Annotated in this window: 23 protein-coding genes; all 23 read right to left on the bottom strand. The window is 49.0% G+C overall.

Annotated features, from left to right (window positions below; translation table 11 throughout):
• Positions 1 to 18: 18 nt before the first annotated feature.
• Positions 19 to 468, bottom strand: coding sequence for an 8-oxo-dGTP diphosphatase (locus BM265_RS11465; RefSeq protein WP_074961930.1), 450 nt, complete (start codon positions 466 to 468; stop codon positions 19 to 21).
• Positions 469 to 477: 9 nt separating this feature from the next.
• A complete protein-coding gene (smc, locus tag BM265_RS11460; protein ID WP_074961929.1) occupies positions 478 to 4,053 on the bottom strand; it encodes a chromosome segregation protein SMC in 3,576 nt (1,191 codons plus the stop codon).
• Between the two features lie 22 nt (positions 4,054 to 4,075).
• Positions 4,076 to 4,504, bottom strand: a complete 429-nt coding sequence (locus tag BM265_RS11455; protein ID WP_074961927.1) for a hypothetical protein — start codon at positions 4,502 to 4,504, stop codon at positions 4,076 to 4,078.
• Complete coding sequence (locus BM265_RS11450; protein WP_074961925.1) at positions 4,504 to 5,751, bottom strand: elongator complex protein 3; 1,248 nt, start codon at positions 5,749 to 5,751, stop codon at positions 4,504 to 4,506. The genes BM265_RS11455 and BM265_RS11450 overlap by 1 nt, the downstream gene beginning before the upstream one ends.
• Before the next feature lie 502 nt (positions 5,752 to 6,253).
• Positions 6,254 to 6,952, bottom strand: coding sequence for a ribonuclease III (gene rnc, locus BM265_RS11445; protein ID WP_074961923.1), 699 nt, complete (start codon positions 6,950 to 6,952; stop codon positions 6,254 to 6,256).
• Positions 6,952 to 7,956, bottom strand: a complete 1,005-nt coding sequence (gene plsX, locus BM265_RS11440; RefSeq protein ID WP_074961921.1) for a phosphate acyltransferase PlsX — start codon at positions 7,954 to 7,956, stop codon at positions 6,952 to 6,954. Before plsX ends, rnc begins: the two co-directional genes overlap by 1 nt.
• Before the next feature lie 4 nt (positions 7,957 to 7,960).
• Positions 7,961 to 8,689, bottom strand: coding sequence for a hypothetical protein (locus BM265_RS11435; protein ID WP_074961919.1), 729 nt, complete (start codon positions 8,687 to 8,689; stop codon positions 7,961 to 7,963).
• An 8-nt stretch (positions 8,690 to 8,697) separates the two neighbouring features.
• On the bottom strand, positions 8,698 to 9,435 hold the full coding sequence (locus BM265_RS11430) for a hypothetical protein (protein WP_074961917.1): 738 nt from the start codon (positions 9,433 to 9,435) through the stop codon (positions 8,698 to 8,700).
• Between the two features lie 11 nt (positions 9,436 to 9,446).
• On the bottom strand, positions 9,447 to 10,130 hold the full coding sequence (locus tag BM265_RS11425; protein ID WP_074961915.1) for a hypothetical protein: 684 nt from the start codon (positions 10,128 to 10,130) through the stop codon (positions 9,447 to 9,449).
• Positions 10,127 to 10,552, bottom strand: coding sequence for a hypothetical protein (locus BM265_RS11420; protein WP_074961913.1), 426 nt, complete (start codon positions 10,550 to 10,552; stop codon positions 10,127 to 10,129). The genes BM265_RS11425 and BM265_RS11420 overlap by 4 nt, the downstream gene beginning before the upstream one ends.
• Positions 10,553 to 10,653: 101 nt before the next feature.
• Positions 10,654 to 11,976: a methylenetetrahydrofolate--tRNA-(uracil(54)-C(5))-methyltransferase (FADH(2)-oxidizing) TrmFO gene (gene trmFO, locus BM265_RS11415; protein WP_074961911.1), complete on the bottom strand. Its 1,323-nt coding sequence runs from the start codon at positions 11,974 to 11,976 to the stop codon at positions 10,654 to 10,656.
• A 724-nt stretch (positions 11,977 to 12,700) separates the two neighbouring features.
• A complete protein-coding gene (locus BM265_RS11410) occupies positions 12,701 to 13,159 on the bottom strand; it encodes a GNAT family N-acetyltransferase (protein ID WP_074961909.1) in 459 nt (152 codons plus the stop codon).
• 6 nt (positions 13,160 to 13,165) lie between these two features.
• The gene (gene topA, locus BM265_RS11405; protein ID WP_074830012.1) at positions 13,166 to 15,271 is read right to left on the bottom strand and encodes a type I DNA topoisomerase; all 2,106 of its coding nucleotides are present in this window, start codon (positions 15,269 to 15,271) and stop codon (positions 13,166 to 13,168) included.
• 111 nt (positions 15,272 to 15,382) lie between these two features.
• Positions 15,383 to 16,522 (bottom strand): DNA-processing protein DprA, encoded by a 1,140-nt coding sequence (locus tag BM265_RS11400; protein WP_074961907.1) that lies wholly within the window; start codon positions 16,520 to 16,522, stop codon positions 15,383 to 15,385.
• 2 nt (positions 16,523 to 16,524) lie between these two features.
• Positions 16,525 to 17,340, bottom strand: a complete 816-nt coding sequence (locus BM265_RS11395; RefSeq protein WP_074961905.1) for a TrmH family RNA methyltransferase — start codon at positions 17,338 to 17,340, stop codon at positions 16,525 to 16,527.
• Positions 17,341 to 17,493: 153 nt separating this feature from the next.
• A complete protein-coding gene (rplT, locus tag BM265_RS11390; RefSeq protein ID WP_002847137.1) occupies positions 17,494 to 17,847 on the bottom strand; it encodes a 50S ribosomal protein L20 in 354 nt (117 codons plus the stop codon).
• Between the two features lie 52 nt (positions 17,848 to 17,899).
• Positions 17,900 to 18,100 (bottom strand): 50S ribosomal protein L35, encoded by a 201-nt coding sequence (gene rpmI, locus BM265_RS11385; protein WP_074830003.1) that lies wholly within the window; start codon positions 18,098 to 18,100, stop codon positions 17,900 to 17,902.
• Between the two features lie 24 nt (positions 18,101 to 18,124).
• On the bottom strand, positions 18,125 to 18,649 hold the full coding sequence (infC, locus tag BM265_RS11380; RefSeq protein WP_024857901.1) for a translation initiation factor IF-3: 525 nt from the start codon (positions 18,647 to 18,649) through the stop codon (positions 18,125 to 18,127).
• Positions 18,650 to 19,362: 713 nt separating this feature from the next.
• Positions 19,363 to 20,574: an NADP-dependent isocitrate dehydrogenase gene (locus BM265_RS11375; protein WP_074961903.1), complete on the bottom strand. Its 1,212-nt coding sequence runs from the start codon at positions 20,572 to 20,574 to the stop codon at positions 19,363 to 19,365.
• An 85-nt stretch (positions 20,575 to 20,659) separates the two neighbouring features.
• Positions 20,660 to 20,842 (bottom strand): hypothetical protein, encoded by a 183-nt coding sequence (locus BM265_RS11370; RefSeq protein WP_074961901.1) that lies wholly within the window; start codon positions 20,840 to 20,842, stop codon positions 20,660 to 20,662.
• A gap of 6 nt (positions 20,843 to 20,848) precedes the next feature.
• Positions 20,849 to 21,928 carry a DUF456 domain-containing protein gene (locus BM265_RS11365; protein WP_074961898.1) on the bottom strand — a complete coding sequence of 360 codons (1,080 nt, stop codon included), beginning with the start codon at positions 21,926 to 21,928 and terminating at the stop codon, positions 20,849 to 20,851.
• A 165-nt stretch (positions 21,929 to 22,093) separates the two neighbouring features.
• Complete coding sequence (locus BM265_RS11360; RefSeq protein ID WP_074961896.1) at positions 22,094 to 22,411, bottom strand: hypothetical protein; 318 nt, start codon at positions 22,409 to 22,411, stop codon at positions 22,094 to 22,096.
• 116 nt (positions 22,412 to 22,527) lie between these two features.
• Positions 22,528 to 24,468, bottom strand: a complete 1,941-nt coding sequence (locus BM265_RS11355; RefSeq protein ID WP_074961894.1) for an aconitate hydratase — start codon at positions 24,466 to 24,468, stop codon at positions 22,528 to 22,530.
• Between the last annotated feature and the right edge of the window lie 150 nt (positions 24,469 to 24,618).

Raw genomic sequence — 24,618 nt, 5'->3', positions numbered from 1 at the left:
ATAGTTTACTTGCCTGTATTATCCGATAAGCGCTTTCCATTCGCCGTCCTCGATTATGTACCGAAACTCCGAAAGCTTATCCGAATTCATCACTTCCAGAAGTTCTTCAAAGTCAGCGACGGTGCTTATCTCGGAAAGCCTGCTGTACTCTACCCACTCCATTCTGCCCTCTTCCGAGGATACCACCTCGCCCGAGAACTTTGTAGCCTTGTACAGCATAACGATGTACCTTCCGCCGTCTATCGGGAACTGCTTGACACCTACAAGTTTCGGTTCAAAGATATCAAGTCCCGTTTCCTCTTTCATCTCGCGAATCACCGCATCCACAAAGGACTCGCCTTTTTCAACGTGTCCCCCGGGGAGAGTGTAGCCTTTCCAGTCAGCTTTTACCCTGTCCTGCAAAAGCACCCTGCTGCCATCCTCTATCAGGCACAGCACAGTGAATTCCGCATTTTCAGTTCTTCCCATACGTACCGCCTATTCAATATCTCCGTTACCAAGTATCGAAGTCTGTCCTGCGTTCATTTTCAGCAGTTTGGATATGCCTTTCTCCTGCATGGTAACACCGTACAGAACATCGGCTTCTTCCATTGTACCGCGTCTGTGCGTTATGGTTATGAACTGCGTCTTGTCCGTAAGCCTATGAAGATACTGGGCGTACCTTGTAACGTTAACATCATCCAGCGCCGCTTCTATCTCATCAAGCAGACAGAAAGGTGCGGGCGAGAATCTGAATATTGCGAAGTATATGGCTATCGCCGCCATAGCCTGTTCGCCGCCCGAAAGTGACATCAGGCTTGTTATCACCTTGCCGGGAGGCTGTACGCTTATCTCTATGCCGCATTCAAGGACATTTTCAGGATCGGTGAGTATAAGCTCACCGTTTCCGCCGCCGAATAGTTCCTTGAATATACTGCTGAAATTCTTGTTTATCGTATCAAAGCTCTGCATGAATACGGACTTCATTTTCTCGGTGAGTTCCTCTATCATCTTGCAGAGTTCTTCCTTTGAGACCATAACATCATTCAGCTGTACCGAGAGGAAATCATATCTTTCCCTGACCTCGGCGTACTCTTCTATTGCACCGAGGTTGACACTTCCCAGTGCGCGTATCTTGTTTTTCAGCTCTGTCAGATGCTTTTCGGCTTCTGTCATATCATCAACAGGCTGTGCCTTTTCTGCGGCTGTGCTTCGGGTGAGTTCGTACTCGTCCCACAGCTTGTTCACCAGCTTGTCGAAGTCCGCCGTTAGTGCGTTTTTGCGCTCCTCGCCACGGCTAAGCTGTGCCGCAAGGGTTTCCTTTTCTTCAAGCTTGTTCTTCTGTGAAGACCTGAGCTTTTCGGCGCTGTCGGAATACTCCCGCTGTTTTCTGCGGGCTTCTTCCATGTCATCTTTCAGCTTTACCGCAAGAGCTTCGCTGTCCTTTATCTTCTGCTTTATAGCTTCGATATCGGTGTTCTTGCCCTTTATTTTTTCCTTTTCGCTCTCTATCTCAAGAGCCAGCTTGCCGCCGTCACTGTCGCGGTCGGTGATGGTCTTTTCAAGGCTCGCTATCGATTCCTTGCAGGTCTCGATATCCTTTGAGAGCTCCGCGCCCTTTACGCGCAGTTCCGAAAGCTCGCCGCTTATCTCGTTTCTTCGGGATTTCAGCTTTTCCTGCTCCTCCTGAGAACCTGCCAACTCGGCTTCCTTTTCAAATATCTTCTTATCCACCTCGGCGGTGTCTTTCAGCGTCTTGTCAAGTTCCTTGTCAGCCTGTTCGCCCTTTTCACGGAGTTTCTTTTCTTCCTCGCCGCTGTCGGAGAGTATCTTTTCATAGCTCTCAGCCAGCCCGTTGACACGCTTTATCTCGGCTTCAATACGGATACAGTCGCCGTTCAGAACAGTGAGCTGCTCCTTTGCGCCCTCGATATCCGCCGCCATCTTGTTGACTTCGTTTGTCAGCTTTTCCTTTTCCTCAGCCGCCGCAGAGCGCTCTGCTTCAAGCTTGCCGCGCTTTGATTCAAGGTCGTTTATCTCGTTCTTTCGGGTGAGTATTCCCGTGCTTTTCGATACGCTGCCGCCCGTGTACGAACCTCCGGCGTTTACAACCTGACCGTCCAAGGTCACTATGCGGAATTTATATCCGTAGGCTTTTGCGATACGCGAAGCCGAGTCGATGTCCTCAGCTATGCATATCCTGCCCAGCAGACTGCGGACTATGCCCTCATACTTTTTGTCGTAGGTGACGATATCACAGCCCAGCGCCACGAAACCGTCCTCGTTTTCCAGCCTGTCATTTTCAAGGCGTGTACCCTTTACCGAGGTTATAGGAAGGAAAGTCGCTCTGCCCGCCTTGCTTTCTTTCAGCAGGCGTATACCGCGCTTTGCAGAATCCTCATTCTCGACAACGATATTCTGTAATGCACCGCCAAGTGCGGTTTCCACCGCCACGGAGTACTCACTTTTAACGCCCACAAGCTGTGCCACAGTTCCGCAGACACCACTTATGCGCCCCTGCTTCACTGCATTCATTATGTGTTTTACCGCATACCCGAAGCCTTCCATGGAGCGCTCCAGGTCTTTGAGTATGTTCAGTCTGCTGTTTATCTCCGTGAGTTTGCTGTCCGCCTGTGCAAAGGTGCTGACTGCGGTATCCAGCTTTTCTTTTCTCTTGTCCAGCAGCTTCGTCATGCCGCCCAGAACGTTTTCCTTCTCACTCTTTGCGTCCTGCTTTTCTGTCTGCTGTTTTTTGAGCTTTGCAAGTTCCTTGTCAGCAAGCTCCTTGTTTCTGACAGTTTCCGCGTTGTCCTCAGCAAGCTCTGCCAGTCTTTCAGCAGTTTCCTGTATGGTATTTTTCAGGCTCTCAGCCGTGAAGCTAAGCCTTGATTTTTCCAGATAAGCCGCGCTTATGGCAGAATTGACTTCGCTTACCGCCTTATCCGATTCGTCGGCTTCGGTCAGCAGTCTGTCAAATTCCTTTTCCTTTTCTGCCACTGCTTCTGCGGCTTCCGTCTGCTTTTTGCCCAGAGAATCCAGTTCTTCCCTGCGCTGTTTCAGCTCCGATTCAAGAAAGTATTTATCAGCCCGTGAGTTTTCTATCTGCTCTTTCAGCCTTGAAATATTTTCCTCAATATGAGCTATGTCGTTCTCGCATACGGCTATCTCAGCTTCGCCGCCCCTTGCGGAAAGCTCTGCTTCATGTATCTTCTCGGAGATATCGTCAGCATTCGCCGCACACTCCGCGCTGCTGCGCAGGTCTTTTTCTATCTGAGCCTCGGCTTCTGCCAGCTCGGCACTCAGAGTTTCATACTGCTCTTTCAGCAGGGCGATACGCTCCTCATTTTCAGCCAGTTTAGTTCGGTACTGTTCCAGCTTTGTCACCCACACCGATACTTCCAGCGTGGTCTTTTCATCGTCCAGCACCTTGAACTTCTTAGCCTTTTCGCACTGCTTCTCCAGAGGTCCGATACGCGATTCAAGCTCTGCAATGATATCGTTAAGGCGGGAAATATTGTCCTCCGCATCGATAAGCTTGCGCTCTGCCTCCTGCTTTTTATAACGGAATTTCGCAACGCCCGCTGCTTCCTCGAAGATCTCTCTCCTGTCGCTGCCCTTGCCGTTGACGATATCCGCGATACGTCCCTGACCGACTATGGAATAGCCGTCCTTTCCGAGACCCGTATCCATGAACAGCTCGTTTACGTCTTTAAGACGAACAGGGCTGCCGTTTATAAGATATTCGCTGTCGCCGTTTTTATAGAGCTTTCTCGACACTGATACCATATCGCTGTCAACGCCGAGAGCTCCGTCCTCATTATCTATGGTAAGGGTCACCTGTGCAAAAGGCGACTCTTTCCTTGTGGCACAGCCGTGGAAAATAACGCCTGCCATCTTCTCGCCTCTCAGCGCCTTTGAGGACTGCTCGCCCATTACCCAGCGCATAGCATCGGAGATATTGCTTTTTCCCGAACCGTTTGGTCCCACCACGGCAGTTATTCCCTTGCCGAAGGTCAGCACCGTCTTATCGGGGAAGGATTTGAATCCCTGCAATTCCAGTCCGCGCAGATACATTATTTTTCACCGCCTTTCATAATTACTTTGTTATCTGAAATACTATATCCACCAAAAATATCAGCACATACACTCCCGGAAGAAAAGTGAACACCCACCATGTGATAACAGCATCCCTTGATTGCTTTTCATCCAGTGCGAAAAAACGTCCGTCGCTTTCCCCGACAATGACCTCTTTCTCGTCCTTTCGGTGGATATAGTGCATCGAGCAAGCGCATATCATACTGCACTTTATCTTCCTGCCGTCCTTATCATAAACTCCCCGCGCCATGCTGCCCCGCGGTTCGACCGAAAATCTTACCAGCGTTATCCTCGCTTTGACCTTTTCAGTCTTGCCCGCCTTTACATCACAGCGTAATGCCCGCGCCTTTCTCAGCATGAAGATATTCCGCACCAAAATTATCGTCAGTATCGTCTCATACAATATCGACTTTATCAGTTCGTCATGCATCAGAACCACCGCTCATGCATTTTCTGCATGAAGTCCTCAGTTATGGGATAACCGCTTGAATCACCAATAACGCTGTCGATACCACAGCGGGGACACAGTGCCGTTCCGCAGCCCTCGTTCAGATAGTTCGTTATCTCATCGGGAGTAAATATCTCGCCGCAGTAAAAGCACCCGCATTTCTTGCTTTTGCCAAGCTGTTTCCTGTTGTGTATGCTGAACTTGTGTGCCAGAGTCACATCATCGACCAGCCTTACCTTATACAGCGGTATATCCTTGTCCTCGGTAAACTTCACCCTCAGCCCGTACTTTTCAAAATACTCTCTGTTAGCCCGCTTGTGACCCACAGCCTTGCTGATACAGCCCTTGCTAACTGCAAAAATGTACTGTCCCTTTTCTATGGGCACACCTGCTTTTTTCGCATTGCTCAATGCATTTTCGATCGCCAGCCTGTACAGTACGCCCTCGCATAGTTCCCTGAAAGCGGGGTGATAGAATCCTCCCACCATGTCCTTTTCAACGAACTCGCTTGCATGGAGACCGCACTTTATGACCTTTATGCCCGCTTCCGTGAAAGCGCCCAGCGCCCTTGTTGAAAGGGAAAGCACTTCATCGAAGCTCATGGGCTTATACTCACCGCTCGCCAGAAGTTCCGCAAGGCGGGTGTGTTTCAGTATCACCACAGGATATATCCTGACGGTATCGGGGTGGATAGCCATTATCTCGTTAAAAGTCTCGTCCTCCTGCTGATGACCGCTTTTATAGAGCCCCACCATCATCTGCAAGCCCAGTTCAAAGCCATATTCGCGGATAAGCTTGCTTGCCCGCCTTACGTCCTCAGCGGTATGACCTCTCTCGTTGGCTTCCAGAACTTCATCTGACATTGACTGTGCGCCAAGTTCGATAGCAGTAACGCCGTACTGTTTCAGGATATCGAGTATCTCGCTGTTGATATAATCGGGGCGGGTCGAAAGCCTTATCCCCTTGAATTTACCATCGCCAACGAACTTATATGCCGCTGTCAGCAGTTCAAGCATATAATCCCTGGGTATAGCAGTAAAGCTTCCGCCGAAGAATGCTATCTCGGTATCGGAGATATCCCTGACTTCTTCCAGAGCCTGCAAACAGGCGCGTTCAACATCCTCTTTATGGGGGAGTTTCTGCTCACCTGTGATAGTCCTCTGGTCACAGAATGCGCACTTATGCGGACACCCAACGTGGGGTACGAATATTGATATGTTGCTGTGCATTTGTGCGCCTCTTTTCTGTTGGTTTATTATTCTAGGGACTGCGGTGGACAGGGTCGCCCCTCGTTCCTCGGGTCGAGAAATCAACTAACAGCGACTGCGTCGGCTGTGCTGCCGCCGTTGATTTCGGGCGCGTGCGGTCATTCACGCGGGAAGTTTGTGCGGATATCATGCTTTTGCAGACGCGGTATTTTTTGTGACCGCCCGCGCCTTTATTGGTCAGTAGTTTGCTATGCTCTCATAGTTCGCTATGCATCTTGGCTTTGCGCCTTGGTGATTGAGGGCTCTGCCCTCAAACTCCCGCAAGCCTTTCGCGAAAGGCTTGCCCCAAAGCTCTCTTCGCCCACTTCTTTGTTGTGCTTATCAAGCTCAGTCTGCGTCAAAGTTTCGTGTGCTTTCTAATGCGTTTTTTCGCCATGCTATGACCCGCCGTCGCACAATCTTACCGCCCTAACATAACTATAAATAGGCGGAATCGGCCCGCCCGGCCGAGGGCAATTATGAATTAAACTTTGATTCCCATCAGTGCCAAAGCTTCTTTTGCCGCATTCTGCTCGGCATTCTTCTTCGACCTGCCTATGCCCTCACCTATCACATTGTTGTTCAGCTTCACCTGTACCGTGAATCTCTTGTCATGGTCGGGACCGTCCTCGCCCTTTAAAAAGTACTCAACTTTTTCCTCGGGATTGCGCTGGATTATCTCCTGCAATACCGTCTTGTAATCATGGAATGTATCAGTGTGCGCAGGGCTGATATCCTTTGGCAGAAAGTTCATTATGTGCTTTCTTGCCGCTTCGATTCCGCCGTCAAGATATATGGCTGCTATTACTGCTTCCATCGCGTCCGATACTATCGAAGCACGCTCTCTGCCGCCTGTCAGCTCCTCGCCCTTGCCGAGAAAGATGAACTTTCCAAGCTCTATCTTGTGGGAGAACTCAAACAGTGCTTTCTCACATACCAGTGATGCTCTCAGCTTTGTCAGCTCACCCTCGGGCAGATGCTTGAAATGCTCGAAGATGTAATCAGATACTACTATCGAAAGCACCGAATCTCCCAGAAATTCAAGGCGCTCGTTGCTGTGGCGCTGTTTTTTGTTCTCGTTGGCAAAGCTGGAATGTGACAGTGCTTCATAAAGCAGCTTGTCATTCTTGAATCGGTAGCCTATTTTCTTCTGAAATACTTCAAGGCTCTTCTGCTCGTCCATTATTCCTGCACCTTCTTCATCTGCGCGAGAGCATCTGTTATCGTATCGATAACGCCTGTCTCGGTAAACTGTTTCGCCTGCCTTACTGCATTATAGAATGCCTTTGCATCTGAACTTCCGTGAGCTTTTATAACGGGCTTTGCTGTACCCAGCAGGGGTGCTCCGCCGTACTCTGAATAATCAACTTTTTTCTTGAAATTGTTGATATCTTTCATTACCATAACAGCCGCAAGCTTGCTCTTTGCACTGCTCTTGAATATGCTCTTCAGCTCGCCCGAGAAGAACTTGCCCATGCCCTCGTAGAGTTTCAGCATAAGGTTTCCGCAGAAGCCGTCAGCCACGCATACATCGCAGTCACCCAGAGGGAGCTGTCTTGCTTCGATATTGCCCACAAAATTCACGGGAGCTGTTTTCAGCTGTTTGTAGGTCTCCAGTTCAAGCTCTCTGCCCTTGGATTCCTCAGCGCCGATATTTGCCAGTGCTACTCTGGGCTTATCCACACCCAGTATCTTATTCATGTAAGCACTGCCCATTATGCCGAACTGTACCAGCATCTCGGGACGGCAGTCCGCATTTGCGCCGCTGTCCAGAAGCATGGTAGGCTTGCCTGCGGTAGGCAGTATAGTCGCCAGCGCGGGACGCTTGATGCCCTTTATCCTCTTTACGATGAAAGTAGCACCCACTACCAGCGCACCTGTTGAGCCTGCGGAAACGAAAGCGTCGCCCTCGCCCTCAGCAAGCAGCTGCATACCCACAGCCATCGAGCAGTCCTTTTTGCCCTTGATGACCTCGGTAGGTTCTTCGCATATCTCTATAACGGTATCGGCATGGCGTATTTTCAGTGCCGATATATCAAGGCTGTTCTTAGCCGCACAGTCCTTTATCTTCTTCTCATCGCCCACCAGAGTTATATCTACACCGAAATCCCTGTGAGCGTCAACTGCGCCCTTTATAACTTCCAGCGGTGCGTTATCGCCGCCGAATGCGTCCATTACTATGTTCATTGTTTTACCTCCCTGTCTGTGATACAGCCGAGCCATACCATTCTGTCATCGTATACCCCTCGGGTAATTTTATCTCACCGCAGTCCTCTGCAAAGCTGTTCACAGCTACCTTTATCACGGCTTTATTGTCACCGAGTATAGAATCTGTTTCATATTCTATGTCTGTAAGTCCGCCTGTTTTTTCATCATAAGTAAAAACTGTCCTGATCCCGTCAATATCAAATATTTCCCGAATGTTCCCGTCTGAAATTTTTTCCGCCGAAACGAAGTCCCCGCTTTCTGGCACATTTTCCAGAACATTTTCCAGAACAGTTTCTGCATTGTTTGCTCCGAAAAAGCCGTTGCTGTTCAGAGGCTTTATCTCCTTTTTTTCGGGATAGACTACCCATGTTTTGCCTTCAGTCTGATAGAATTCAATATCGCCGCTTTCAAGACCTACAACAAGATGTCTGTTTTCTCCGTTAACTTCAAGTACTCGTGACATCCTGTCTTCGCCTATTTCCTCATTTTCATAGTCAATGGTAACAGTTACATCTATCGTGAACTTTTCGCCCTCCAGCTTTTCGGTAAAGGCTTTTGTCAGGCTGTCCTCATAGCTGTCAGCAGTCTCCATTGTCACAGTATCACTGTCACCGATGGCTGAGGAAACATTCTCATCACTGCTGTTTTTTTCGCAGCCCGATAATGCCAAACATATCACAACCGCGGTCAGATATATAAATACTCTTCTCATTATGTCCGTTAGTTGCCCTCAGGCAGTTTTATCTCGTCAACACCGCCCTCGGTGAAGCCCTTGTAATCGCGCAGATAACCTGCACCCTCGCAGGATGTCAGTTTGCCGTCAGCATATGTGCATACGAAAGTCACGTTGGTCTCATCGAGGAAAGTTTCCTGAACCGTGCCGTCGCTGTATGTTTCAGCGCCTTTGAATTCAGATTCTGCAGGTGAGAAACCAAATACCATGGAGCATATATCACCCATAACATTTCCCATGGCAGTGATCTGGAGCTCGCCGTTTTCATCAGCCGAATAGCAGACACCGTCTACGATGTAGACCTCGTTTATGGAACCGTCTGCATTGATGATGGTCTGGTGTCCGCCTGTGCCGTTGACCTCTAAGGTCTCCTCATACTGCAGCTGCATACCCTCGCCGCTGTCGATATCGTTCTGTGCATAAGTCACCGAGAAATTTCTGGTGTTCAGCTGATCTGCAAAGGCTGCTGTAAGGCTGTGCTCATAGCTGTCTGCCCCTGTGGGACCCTGAGCTTCGCCGTCATCATCGGAAGCTTTGCTGTCTGTATCCTCAGCCTTGCTTTCCTCGGCTGCTGTGTCCTCTTCCTGAGTAGTCACCTTAGTAACTGCTCCGCCTGCAACTCTTGAATCGTTGTCAGCCGATGATGTATCATTTTTATTTCCGCAGCCTGCCATACATATGCACATAACTGCCGCGATCATACCCGCTTTTATCTTAATGCTCATGTTATTCTCCTTTATCCGTAAATATCCTTATTTTCTATCGCAGAACGAACATTTTCGGGCAACTGCAGTTCACCAATGCCCTCTCTGAATTCAAGCACCTCATAGTGCGCACCGCTGCCGTCATAGCTTCTGAGGACACCGTCATCACCGTAGGTGAAGAACGATTCAATATCATCGCTCTTACCGAGCATCTTCTCGGTAGACCCCTCTGTCCGTCCGCCGTACTTTTCGGCATCGCCTACTGTAACGCAGTGGAAGACACATTCTCTCACATGGTCGTCGTAGCCGTTGTCAAAGCCCTGATAGGTGACATTTGAACTGCCCTCGTTAGTCACGCACCATATGCCGCCGTCAACTATATAAAGCTCGGCAGTAACAACGCCCTCGGTATCCTTGTATACGTCATGCAGTACATTCCCGCTGACTTCCACCTCTTCGATGACCTCACCGCCACCCGAGCGTTCAGACTTCAGCTTTATGGCAAAGTCGTGGCTGTCTATCTTAGCAAGAAATGCCGCAGTGCGGCTGTTGCCGTAGGTGTCATCAGCATAGACTTCTTTCTCCTCAGCAAGCTGTTCGGGAGTTTCAACTTTCAGCCCCGCATTGCTGTTATCATCGGAAGTACCCTCTGCCGCCTTGCCGCAGCCTGCCAGCATCATCAGTGCCAGCACAGCCGCCAGTGTTTTTATCTTCATACTCTCTCCATATCAAAATCCGTTTTTCTTTTCCCTGATAATGTGTACATCACAGCACATATGGTCAGCCCTATTGCCGAAATAATGGCGCACTGCTTTATACATTCGGGCACTGTCACATGAAGCACCGTTCCGTTCTCCCAGAAAAACCTGTTTTTAAGTTCAAACAGCACATACGCCCCGTACCAGCCTATCGCCAGCACCGCGCCTGTGAATATATGCGCTAGAAAGTTCTTTACCAGTTCCTTTATCCCGTCTTTCAGGCTGAAGCTTATGTACTCGATAAGCACTGCCGCACGAACTCCCAGCCATATCGGCATTGAGCTGTCACCGCGTATTATCGTTGCCGTAAGCAGTACCAGCACGACCAGCCTTACAAACGATCTCACGAACTCTATCTTATATTCTTCACGCCTGTCCATCAGGATCACTCCCCGCTTTCACAAAAAGTGTTTATCATCTTTACGTTTTCTTATATGAATTCCCGTCAGTACATATCCCTGCGGTCACGTATATGCATTTCTTACAGGTCTGCTATGAACCTGTCCAGGTCAGCAAGACCTCTCTCAGCCAGCAGCTTGTATTTCAGCTTCTTGTCCTTTACGCGCTCGCCCCATTCGGGAAGTATGCCCATATTACAGCCCATAGGCTGGAAGTTCTCGGTGTCGGGAGAGCTTATGTACTTGCTGAGTGCCCCCAGCATAGTGGTATCGGGCAGGCTTGCGGGAAAAAGTCCCTGTATCTGCCTAGCCATGTTAAGCCCCGCGAATATTCCGCTTGCCGCACTCTCGATATAGCCCTCAACGCCTGTCATCTGCCCTGCAAAGTAAAGCGAGGGTCTTGTGCGCATATTGAACTGCTCGTTCAGCAGTTTGGGTGAATTCAGGAATGTGTTCCTGTGCATAACGCCGTAGCGCATGAACTCAGCATTTTCAAGACCCGGGATAAGTGAGAATACTCTCTTCTGCTCACCGAATTTCAGATTGGTCTGGAAGCCCACCAGATTGTACATACTGCCCGCAGTGTTCTCAGCCCTCAGCTGTACCACCGCCCATGGACGTTTATCCGTACGGGGGTCTCTCAGTCCCACAGGTTTCAGCGGTCCGAAGCGAAGTGTGTCCTCGCCCCGCTTTGCCAGCACCTCAACAGGCATACAGCCCTCGTAGACCTTGAAACCGTCCTTGGCGAAATGCTCCTTGTCATGCTCTTTCAGCGGTGCGCTCTCGGCGTTGATGAGTTCGTTGTAGAAGCGCTCATACTCCTCCCTGTCCATGGGACAATTGATGTAATCCGCATCGCCTCTGCCGTAGCGTGAAGCGAAGAACGCCTTGTCCATATCTATGCTCTCAAATGTCACGATAGGTGCGGCAGCATCGTGGAAATACAGATACTCTCCGCAGAGCTTGCCTATGCTCTCAGCCAGACCGTCAGAGGTCAGGGGACCCGTGGCTATTATCACATTACCCTCGGGTATCTCGGTGATTTCCTCCTCGATGACTGTGATATGCTCATTACTGCGTATGCGCTCGGTAACGGCATCGGAGAACTTCTCCCTGTCCACCGCCAGTGCGCCGCCTGCTGATACCCTTGCTTCCTCGGCACATTCCATCGTCACCGAACCAAGCCTGCGCATCTCTTCTTTAAGCATACCTGCCGCCGATTCTATCCTGTCGGCTTTAAGGGAATTGGAGCAGACCAGCTCCGCAAAGCCCTTGTATTTATGCGCAGGGGTGAACTTCTTGGGCTTCATCTCATAAAGCTCGCAATCGATGCCCGCTCTCGCCAGCTGCCACGCAGCCTCACAGCCCGCCAGCCCCGCGCCTATAACTTTTACTTTTTCACTCATTTATTGATTTCCTTATTATCAAAAGTCTTGCTTTAGTGTGCTAAACAATTTCTTGAATTTCTTGACATTAATTGACACCCATTTGTCAAAAAAAGATTTCCCGAAATTACGGCGTTTCAGCCCTGTTTTTGAATAAATTGGATTTCTTGACAGGGGTATGCTATCTCATGAATTCGATAGCTCTAAAATGAAAAAACAGTAGTTATTTACCAATATATGTAAAATTATTATTTTAAAGTTTCCGTACTACCCTGTCAATTTATTCAATTAATTGTTTTTTGCCCCTAAAAGCCCGTAAAATAGGGATTAAATTATTTGACACTTTCGTGTCAAGTTTTGTCAAAGAATTCAAGAAATTATATTTTCTCAACCCTGTATCCCATATCATTCCCCGCAGATGTTGATAACTTTAGCGCAGAAAACAATATTTCTCATATTTCGCAATTATCCACAAGGGTCTCCGAGAATGGATTTTCCCCGATATTACGCCGTTTCAGTGATAATTCGATTATTTCGTATATTTCGGTGCAGTATATCCTAAAAACATAAAGTATCAGTTATATTGGTAATATATGGAATATTTATTTTTTGAACTTACTATATTACCTCTGCGAAGAATACGAACAATTGATTTAGACCTCTCAAAGCCCGTAAAACAGGGGGTTTTGAATTTCTCGGGAGTGTCTTCGGAATAATCCTAATAATGCGAATAATTACTCTCTGCCTAATCCAGCGGACATTCCACAGTCTTCATGGTCTCGGTAAATCCGTTCTTCTCATAGAACCTCAGTCCGTCACAGTTCTGCGGAAAGACCTGCGTCCTCACGAATACTGCACCATGTTCGGCACCGTAACGCTTCACAGCTCCCATCAGCAGAGAACCTATGCCGCGGCTCCTGTGCCTTTCATCTACCGCCATATCCTGTATGTAGATGTTCTTCTCAGCTTTCAGACAGCCTATGTCCTTGGACTTCATCAGCAGTATATGCACGAAGCCAACAACTTCACCATCGACCTCTGCCACATATACCGCCTGTCTGTCGTCCTCAAACATACCTTCATCAACACGTCCGCCGCTCATCACAAAATGCTGTGGCTGATAGCGCACCGCGTCCTTTTCCAGCTGTGTGTACAGCCTTTCAAGGCTATCGGTATCACTTCTCTCAGCCCTGCGGATATTCACCACGGCTTATTCCTCACCCTCGGCGCTCTCGCCCGAAAGGCTTCTCTGGTAGCCGCAGTCCTGCTTGTGGCATATGAGTATGCCGTTCTTTCCGCCCTTCTGGAACAGTGTGCTGCCGCATCTGGGACATTTCTCCTCGGTGGGTATATCCCATGTCATAAAGCTGCACTCGGGATTGTTCTCACAGCCGTAGTACTTCTTGCCCTTCTTGGATTTCTTCAGCAGTACTCTCTTGCCGCAGAAAGGACAGTCTCCGCCTGTTTCCTGAACTATCCTCTTGGTGTTCTTGCAGTCGGGGAAGCCCGAACAAGCCATGAATTTGCCGAATCTGCCTATCTTTATCACCATAGGCTTTCCGCATACCTCACAGACCTCATCGGTAGCTTCATCGGGGACTTTTACGCGCTTGCCCTCCATCTCCTTTTCAGCCACACCAAGCTCGCTGTCGAACTCCTTGTAGAACTTCTGCAAGGTATTTACCCAGCCTATCTTGCCGCTTTCGATATCATCAAGGCTCTTTTCCATGTTCGCCGTGAACTTCACATCAACTATCTTGTCGAAATGCTCGCTCATCAGCTCGTTGGTAACTTCACCAAGACTTGTGGGCTTCAGCTGTTTACCGTCTCTCTCAACGTAGTTTCTGTTGATTATGGTAGTAACAGTCGTAACGTAGGTGGAAGGTCTGCCGATGCCTGTTTCTTCAAATGCCTTTACAAGAGTAGCTTCGGTATACCTCGGGGGCGGCTGTGTAAAGTGCTGGTTGCCCGTTATCTCCTTGGGTGTCAGCTTATCGCCCTTTGCCAGCGGGGGAAGAACGTTCTTCTTCTCCTCTTCCTCGTCCTTGCTCTCTTCATAAAGCACAGTAAAGCCGTCAAACTTCACCGAATATCCCGTAGCCTTGAACATCACGCCGTTAGCCGCAATATCCACCGACATGGTATCCATGGTGCAGTTAGCCATCTGTGAAGCTATGAATCTCTCCCATATCAGCTTGTAAAGCTTGTACTGGTCGTTGGTCACACCGCTCGCCTTAACAAGCTCGGGGGTTATGGCAGGGTTTGTGGGACGTATAGCTTCGTGTGCGTCCTGTGCACTGCCCTTTGTCTTGTATACCCTTGGCTTCTCGGGGATATATGCATCGCCGTACTTCTCCTTGATGAAGTCATAGGCAGCTGCCCTTGCTTCGTCGGAGATACGCAGGCTGTCTGTTCTCATGTAGGTGATAAGACCCGTAGGACCCATATCCTTGATATCAAGACCTTCATAAAGCTCCTGAGCGGCTTTCATGGTACGTCTGCCCTGGAATCCCAGTCTCCTCGAAGCTTCCTGCTGTAAGGTGGAAGTTGTGAAAGGTGCGGCAGGGTTCTTCTTGCGCACGCTTTTCTTCACCTTGTCAACAATGAACTCTGCACCCTCAAGCCTTTTCAGCACGGCATCAGCATCAGCCTTGCTTTTAAGGTCGGGCTTTGCACCGTCAACTGTATCAACCTTTGATGCAAAGGCTTTCTTGCTTGTACCCGCAAGGAACAAAGCATCTATCGACCAGTATTCCTGTGATACGAAAGCCCTTATCTCATTCTCTCTGTCGCATATCATCTTCACCGCAACGGACTGTACACGTCCCGCGGAAAGTCCGCGCCTTATCTTTCTCCACAGGAAAGGTGAAAGCTTGTAGCCCACTATCCTGTCGAGTATACGCCTTGCCTGCTGTGCATTAACAAGATTAAGGTCGATGGTGCGGGGATTCTTCATGCCCGCATCTATACCGCTCTTGGTTATCTCATTGAAAGTCACACGGTTCTTGTCGTTCATATCCAGCCCGAGAAGCTGTGCAAGATGCCAGCTTATAGCCTCTCCCTCGCGGTCAGGGTCTCCCGCCAGATAAACGTGGTCGCTGGCTTTGGCTTTCTTCTTTATCTCCTTGATAAGGTTCTCCTTATCCTTGATGTTGATATACTGCGGTTCAAAATCGTTATCTATATCTACGCCCAGCTTGGATTTCGGCAGGTCTCTCAGGTGTCCCATGGACGCCACTACCTCGTAATCACCGCTGAGATATCTCTTTACAGTTTTCGCCTTGTGGGGCGACTCTACAATTACAAGATCTGACAATTTATTTCTACTCCGTTTCCTGATTTAATTTATGCTTCACAGAACGTGACCGAATAATTGTTTATGAGGAATATCACACAGATATTCGTAGTTCCTGTCATGCACTGTGAATCATGAATCCAATTCGTATCTTTTTCCGGGGAGCGATATCACTATCCCCTCCAGTTCAAGCCCTGTCACACAGGTAAGCACTTCCATCATCGAAAGTCCGCTCCTAGCCGTCATCTCATCAAGAGACATGGGGCTCTTTTCTTTCAGGAGCTCATATATCTTGCTTTCCACACCACTAAGCTCCCTTATGGGCTTTCTGATCTTTTCCTGTTTCTCCTCGGTATGAACCTCACTGACACCCGCTTTCAGCCCATACCTCTCAGCAGATATCTCCTGCCTTTCAGCCAGCACCCTTACAGCGTCCGAACCGTCAAATATGGGTATACAGCCTTTCCTCAGCAGGTCTCTCTGCCCGAAATACCTCTTGCTGTACAAAAGATGCGGCGGCACTACCATCACAGATCTGCCCGTATCCATGGCACGCACAGCATTGTCAAGCCCCTTGCTGTCCTCGGAGGCTTCCGTTATCACCACCGCCGAAGCCAGTGCAACAGCCAGCTTGTTTCGCCTGTGAAAATTCATTCTACCGCCGTATTCAGGGGAATATTCGCTTATCAGCAGACCTTTCTCCGCAAGCTTATCTTTCAGCTCCCCCACATCCTTAGGGTACTCCCTGTCAAGTGAAGTGGGATACACCGCCAGCACCCTGCCCTCTCGCCCGAGAACAGTTTCAGCCGCACAGGTATCAGAACCCTCAGCCAGCCCGCAGGATACCGTGAACCCCCTCAGCGCAAAGTCTGCACAAAGCACGTTTATCAGCGATAGCGTATACTTCGATGGTTCTCTCGTTCCCACGGTATGTATCACCGTGCTGTCATTGGCTATGCTGATATCTCCGCGGTAGAACGCCAGCGCAGGGGCATCTTCAAGCTCGTACCACCTTTTCGGATAGTTCTCGTCACCTATGCACACCACCTGCTGACCAAGTTCATGAGCCCGTTCTATCAGCCTTTCAGCTTCATCAGCACTCACCCGCTCAGCCTTTTCCTTTTCGCTGTCGCTCAGGAAATCAGCCTTGCCCGAAAGTATCCTCTCGCACATCTCAGCTGGGTCATCGGTCTTTTCCATTACCTGCCAGAGCCTCTTACCGCCCGTGCCGAATATCATTCCAAGCAGGAGCCAGTCGCTGTATCTGTCCAACCTCAGCCCTCCAGTCTCGTCATCTCCCACAGGAAGATAGTTGCCGCCGTTGCCGCATTAAGCGAGTCGATATGACCGTGCATGGCGATGGATACCTTGTCACTGCAAAGCGCCACATGGCTCTCCGCCAAACCTCTACCCTCGTTGCCGATGACAACAGCACAGCCCCCCGAGAAGTCGAACTTCAGCACATTTACACCGCCGCTGATAACAGCCGCCGCAGTAGGTATGCCTTTCAGCCTGAAAGCCTCAGTCACACGCTCAAAGTCCTTCTCCACGAAGATATCCACCCTGGGCATACTTCCCACCGCCGAGCGCACTGTCTTGGGATTGTACAGATCTACACAGTTGCCTGCCAGCACTATGCCATCAAGTCCCACCGCATCCGAAGTACGTATCATCGTACCCAGATTGCCGGGGTCCTGCACCTCATCCAGTATCAGATACTTGCCGCCCTTTTTCAGCGCGTCCTCCGAGAACTTCTTATCCAGCATCTTAGCCGCAACGAATATTCCCTGACAGCTGTCGGTATCGCTTATCTTGTCGGCTATCTCGCGGGTTATAACGAAACGCCTGCTCTCGTCCAGCAGTTCAAGCTCACGCTTGTTTTCCGCCATAACGCCCTCAAAAAGCTCTTCAAGATAATATATTCCCTCTATCTCCATGCGCCCGCCGTTGAGGGTACTGTCCACCAGCGCATCAGTACAGCCCCTTATGCCCTCTATTACGAAAAGCCCTGTTTCACGGCGATATTTGCGGTTTGAATACAGCTTCGCCAGCTGTTTTATCTTAGGGTTTTCCTTGGAAGTTATGACCATTGGGACGCACCTCTCCTCGTTATATTAGACAAACTTTCTTCAACATCATTGTAACAGTTTATACAAATATTACAATTTAGTTACAACAGCATTCTGTCCTCATTATAGAACAAAACACGCATAGCCGATAACGACCTGCGTGTTTCCTTACTATCAAAGAGCTGCCTTAGCCTTCTCAACTATTGCAGTGAAGCCTGCGGGGTCGCTGATAGCGATCTCGGAAAGCATCTTTCTGTTCAGGTTGATGCCTGCCTTGTTAACGCCGTTCATGAAGGACGAGTAGTTGATGCCGTTCATCTTGCAAGCAGCAGAGATTCTTGTGATCCAGAGTCTTCTGAAATCTCTCTTCTTCTGCTTTCTGCCGATGTAAGCATACTGACCGGACTTCATCACAGCCTGCTTAGCCATCTTGAAATGCTTGCTCTTAGCGCCGAAATAGCCCTTTGCAAGCTTCAGTGTCTTATTTCTTCTCTTACGAGTCATCATTGCTCCCTTAACACGAGCCATAGTTATTACCTCCTAGAATTATTACTAAAATTTTACTTCCCTACAACTCGTCTTACTTCTTGTAAGGGATAAGAGCCTTTATGTTTGCTATGTTGGTATCGTCAGCATAAGCACCGTTTCTCAGAATTCTCTTTCTCTTGTGATCCTTCTGATTGAGTCTGTGTCTCTTGTTAACGTGCTGGAACTTTACCTTGCCGGTACCTGTTACTTTGAAACGCTTCTTAGCGCCCGAATGTGTCTTGATCTTAGGCATTTGATTTATCCTCCTTAAAACTTATTACTTGCCTGCTTTCGGCGCAACGAACATTACCAGGCTGCGCCCCTCCATCTTGGAAGGCTTATCAACAACTCCCACCTCGGAAACAGCTTCCTTGAACTTCACCAGCAGTTCTTCACCGAACTGAGGGTGTGCAACAGTACGCTTGCGGAATCTTACTGATACCTTCAGCTTATCTCCGCCCTTGAGGAACTTTATCGCCTGATTTACCTTGGTCTCAAAATCGTGGGTATCGATGGTAGAGGACATTCTTATCTCCTTTATCTCGATGACCTTCTGATTCTTTCTCTGCTCCTTCTCACGCTTCTGCTGTTCAAACAGGAACTTACCGTAATCCATTATCTTGCAGACAGGCGGTGTAGCCTGGGGCGCGATCTTAACCAGATCCAGGTCTTTTTCAAATGCGATCTTCAATGCTTCCTCCGCACTGAGTATACCGAGCTGTGCTCCGTCAACGTCGATGACTCTGAGCTCCTTGTCTCTGATCTCTTCGTTGAGCTGATGTTCTTTGCTGCTAATAGTCAAGCACCTCCAAAATAAAAATTAAACGGGCACAGAACTTTCCGTACCCGTAATGATATCAATATCAGGCAGACCCACTGCCAAGTATTTATCACTGCGACCTTTTCGCTGCCCGTTGGCGCTCGAGGTGAGAACGGAAATGTTCTGCTTTGTTTACTGATTAATTATATCACCCTCACCGACATTTGTCAAGGGGCATTTGTAAATTTTTTGTTATGCGCCGAACAGTTGTCCTCTTGCGATTCCATGCGGTCGCTTGCGTTCTCACCCGCTCGCATTCAAACAAATATTCCACGTGGAACATTTACGCTCATCAGCATACGTACTGCTGTGGGCAGGTCGCCCCTCGTTTCTCGGGTCGAGTCATCGGAAACGCTTCGCTGTCCGATGACGGCGCGGCAATAATTTACGCAGATAGAAAGAGCATGGACGGTCGATTGTCCACGCTCTGATTTTTGTAGCGGTGACTGCGTCGACCGCGTGCCGCGCCCCTTTAGGTCGATAGTTCGCCGTTCTATTTACAGCACTATTGCTACGTCGCTTTTGCGCCTTGACCGAGAGGCTCTGCCTCTAACAGTCAGCTTTGCTGACTGTGGCTCCCCGCAAGCCTTTCGCGAAAGGCTTGACCCAAAGCTCTTCTCCTTGGCATTCTATCCTCAGTACAGCAACGTTATCTTCCTGCCAACAATTGTGAATTATGAATTATGAATTATGAATTAAGAAAGCAGTGCTTTCAGTCTCTCGTCAACTGCCTTCAGGAAGTCCTCGGTGTTGACTTTCTTCTTATTCTCCAGCTTGGAGAGCAGATACAGGTCACCTGTCATTATGCCGTCCTCAATGGTCTGGATAGTTGCCTTTTCAAGACAATCAGCAAAGTTAACCAGCTCGGGCAGCTCGTCCAGCTCGCCTCTCTTGCGCAGAGCGCCTGTCCATGCGAACAGTGTTGCAACAGAGTTTGTGGAAGTCTCTTCGCCCTTCAGGTGCTTGTAGTAGTGTCTCTGAACTGTGCCGTGTGCAGCTTCGAACTCGTATACACCGTCAGGCGATACCAGTACGGAAGTCATCATAGCCAGTGAGCCGTAAGCTGTAGCTACCATGTCGGACATAACGTCGCCGTCATAGTTCTTGCAAGCCCAGATGTATCCGCCGTTGGAACGTACTACTCTTGCAACAGCATCATCGATAAGGGTGTAGAAGTACTCAATACCTGCAGCTTCAAACTTAGCCTTGTACTCGTTCTCATATATCTCATTGAAGATATCCTTGAATGTGTGGTCATACTTCTTGGAGATGGTATCCTTTGTAGCGAACCAAACGTCCTGCTTGGTATCCAGCGCAAAGTTGAAAACGCTCTTTGCGAAAGATGCGATAGAAGTAGACTTGTTGTGCATACCCTGTATAACGCCGTCACACTCGAAGTTGTAGATAGTCTCGCGTGTCTCGTTGCCGTCCTTATCGGTGCATACCAGTTCAGCCTTAGCGCCTGCGGGGCACTTCATCTCAACGTTCTTGTAAACATCGCCGTAAGCGTGACGTGCGATGGTTATAGGCTTAGTCCATGTGGGGATATAGGGAGTGATACCCTTAACAAGTATAGGTGTTCTGAACACAGTACCGTCCAGCATAGCACGGATAGTGCCGTTAGGGGATTTCCACATCTCCTTCAGGTCATACTCTGTCATTCTTGCAGCGTTAGGTGTGATGGTAGCACACTTAACTGCAACACCGTACTTCTTGGTAGCGTTTGCAGAATCAACAGTTACCTGATCGTTGGTCTCATTTCTGTGAACCAGTCCCAGATCATAGTAATCCGACTTGAGGTCAACATACGGTGTTATCAGTATGTCCTTGATCTCCTGCCAGATGATCCTTGTCATCTCGTCGCCGTCCATCTCGACCAGCGGTGTTTTCATCTGAATCTTAGCCATAAAAATAGCCCTCCTTACTAATTTGCAAACAGCAGGGTCGCACCCCGCCGAATTTCCCATATCATCATAAATAAAAACCCAGCTGTTAACTCTGCTTTAAGCTGCAGCCGTAGTTTGAAAGCATTACCACAACTATCATAATGCCCCATACAACCCTTACGATCGCATGATAAAATTTCTTATCCCTGTTTGGCATGATCTTTTCGACAGCCACTCTTATAATACCTACTGCCACCAGACAGATCAGCAAAATCACAACTACTCTCATAATGATCTATACTCCTCGCGAAGCCCTGCGCATCTCTGCAAAGACCAAGGTCACAAATATTGTCGCTATCACAAAGAACACAGTTGCGACAGCAAATGGTATCATCTTGTGTAAACATTCCTTGGCAGGACGCGCAAGCGTCTTTCTCAGTTTGATAAATTCAGCTATCAAAGCACCTATGCCGCCCAGCACTATGCCCACAGGCAGCATTGGTGTATCCTTTTCAACAAAAGGCAGAAGGCTAAGCAGCCATGTAACAGCCAGTCCCCCCAGTATACCTACTTCCACCGCGCCCATCACAAGGGATTCGCTTATGGTGTAGTTCTCTTTTCCGTTATAGCGGATTATCGCGCCGATAACGCCGCCTATTCCCCATGGTATCATAAGGTCTGCACCCTTTGCGCCGAAACAATAAAAAGCGCCCAGCATAGCCGCGGATGTCAGCACATACCACACCGCTGTCTTGAACATATTGACAAGCTCATCGCGGTTGCCCGAATAATTACCGTGATTATTAAGGATAGTAGCAAAGAACATAGCTTTGTGTATGTTCTCATCACGGGCTTCATTGATGCTGTCACGGGCTTTCAGACCGCGTATCAGCGCAGTGGTCTCTTCCTGCCATTTGTCATATTGTTCGTATATCGAGCCTGCATAGCTGTCCTTTTCCTCGGGTATCTCACCCACATATGTATCCTTGGTGCCGTAGCCCCTGTCATATTTCAGACCTTCTTCTATCCACTGCTCATACTCGGTAAGCTCTTTTTCCTGAACGGGAGTCTGGTTTTCCTCCATCTCCTTTATCTTTTCATCAAAGTATTCATCGTCCAGCCTGATATCATCAGTGCCGAAGAGCTTGCTCATCTTATCATCGCGGGTCGTTCCGAGGGCTACCCTGCCGTCAGCCAGCGAAGCAATATCCTCTTCAGGCTTTTTCATCCTCGCACGGCTTGCAGTGCCTTTCGCAGGGATATCTCCCATTTCCATTATTTTCTCTTCAAAGTATTCCTCGTCCAGCGGAATATCGTCCGTCCCCATAAGGTCAGCCATATCCACACGACGCCTGTTTATCTTGCTATCGGGCATAATATCCCCCTCTTCTTCATAATTCTAAGTTTCAGTCAGCAGCAGAATAATTCCACCTGCCAGCTCATGTGCCACATAACGCTTCCGCCGAAAAAAAGTATTTTAAGCGCAAGAACTGCCGCCATACCAACGTCCCTTTTCCGTCGGTACTGATTTTTTCATTCCTTAAAAGATCCACGCACCTATAAGTACTGCTGCAAGCAATATTATCCTGGCAAGCGTGAGCCTGAGAAAAGCAGGTATCACATCTTTTTTCACCAGCAAGTCACACAAAAAGTATGCACCGATGCCGAGTACCGAAATTATCACCGTCATCACAAGACTGCCCGCGAACTGCCGTTTCAGCCACGGTATAACGTATGTCATCAGCAAAAGCCCAAGCCCAGTCGCCACGACCACCGCCATTATCCTGACTGTGTCCGCGATCTCTTTTCTGCGTTCTTCTTCGCTTATTACAGATGCGTCTTTCTTTTCTTCGTCCATATTCTTTCACCGCTTTCTCTGACAAGCCATCGCCAATGCGATAGCCCGTCACAGAAAACATAAACATCATATCTGCGGGACATTATGCCCCGCAGACCGATGTATGATTTACTATATTACTTGGAGAGCTGCTCTCTGGTGTAGTCCAGCAGACCGCCTGCAAGTATGATATCCTTGGTTCTGCCTGTCAGTTCGCAGAGTACGGGTATCTCAATATTCTTGGACTTGTTTACAACAGTCAGCTGAGTCTTGCCTGCTTCGATATCAGCGCGAACATTTGCGATCTCGATCTCGTCGCCCTGCTCAATCTTGTCGTAGTCAGCCTCGTTTACGAATGTCAGAGGCAGTATGCCTGCATTGATGAGGTTTGCTCTGTGGATACGTGCAAAGCTCTTAACAAGCACAGCCTTGATGCCCAGATACAGAGGAGCAAGTGCAGCGTGCTCTCTGGATGAACCCTGACCGTAGTTGGAACCGCCAACGATGATGGACTTCTCCATGTTCTTTGCTCTTCTGGGGAAATCCTCGTCACATACTGTGAAGCAGTGCTGTGAGATAGCGGGGATATTCGATCTCAGAGGCAGTATCTTTGCGCCTGCGGGCATGATGTGGTCGGTGGTGATGTTGTCGCCCACCTTCAGGGATACCTGACAACCGATACTCTCAACCAAGGGAGCAGTCTCAGGATAGGGCTTGATGTTGGGTCCGCGCAGAACTTCAACGCTGTCCATATCAGCCTCAGCCACAGGAGGTACTACCATATTGTCGTGTATCTTGAAGTGCTCGGGCACCTTGATCTCAGGCATATCGCCCAGAGTTCTGGGGTCAACCAGTACGCCTGCAACTGCGGAAGCAGCAGCCAGCTCAGGAGATACCAGATAGATCTGACCGTCCTTGGTTCCAGAACGACCCAGGAAGTTTCTGTTGAAGGTTCTCAGGGAGATACCCTTGGAGTTAGGAGCCTGACCCATACCGATGCAGGGACCGCAAGCGGATTCCAGTATTCTTGCACCTGCTGCGATCATATCAGCCAGTGCGCCGTTCTCTGCGATCATGTTCAGCACCTGCTTGGAGCCGGGAGCGATAGCCAGAGAAACGTCAGGGTGAACGGTCTTGCCCTTGAGGATATGAGCCACTTTCATCATATCAACATAAGAGGAGTTTGTACACGAACCGATACATACCTGATCGATCTTCATGCCGCTGAGTTCCTCTGCGGTCTTGATATTGTCAGGGCTGTGAGGACATGCTGCCATAGGTGTCAGCTTGCTGAGGTCGATATCGATAACTTCATCGTATACAGCGTCATCGTCAGCCTTCAGCTCTGTCCAGACCTCAGCTCTCTCCTGTGCTTTCAGGAAAGCCAGTGTGATCTCATCAGAGGGGAATATAGAAGTAGTAGCACCCAGCTCAGCGCCCATGTTTGTGATGGTAGCTCTCTCGGGAACGGACAGGGTCTTAACGCCCTCGCCGCAGTACTCTATTACCTTGCCTACGCCGCCCTTAACGGAAAGTCTTCTGAGAACTTCCAGTATAACGTCCTTAGCGGATACCCATGCAGACAGCTTGCCTGTCAGGTTCACCTTTACGATGTTGGGGTAGGTGATGTAGTAAGCGCCGCCGCCCATAGCAACAGCAACATCAAGTCCGCCCGCACCGATAGCGATCATGCCGATACCGCCGCCTGTGGGAGTATGGCTGTCAGAACCGATAAGGGTCTTGCCGGGGATACCGAATCTTTCAAGATGTACCTGGTGGCAGATACCGTTGCCGGGTCTGGAGAAATAGATGCCGTGCTTTTTGCAGACAGAACCGATGAATCTGTGGTCATCAGCGTTCTCAAAGCCGGACTGGAGAGTGTTGTGGTCGATATAAGCCACGCTCTTCTCGGTCTTTACGCGGGGCACGCCCATAGCCTCATATTCAAGATAAGCCATAGTGCCGGTAGCGTCCTGAGTAAGAGTCTGGTCAATGCGAATACCTATCTCCTGACCCTTGACGAATTCACCGTCAACAAGGTGCGCTTTAAGAATCTTTTCAGTCAGTGTAAGTCCCATAAAAAACTTCCTTCCATGTTTATGATCGGGGGCGTATGCCCTCTATATATAATAATACATTATTTATTATATACCAGAATGGGTTTTATGTCAAGATAAAAACACGTCCCCGAAGTACTCATCCGTATTTTTGGGTATTTCTAACACGGT

Origin of the sequence: Hominimerdicola alba, assembly GCF_900112155.1 — a bacterium.
Taxonomy (GTDB): domain Bacteria; phylum Bacillota; class Clostridia; order Oscillospirales; family Ruminococcaceae; genus Hominimerdicola; species Hominimerdicola alba_D.
The sequence above is the reverse complement of the archived record's forward strand: the minus strand, read 5'-3'. Positions and strand labels throughout refer to the sequence as shown.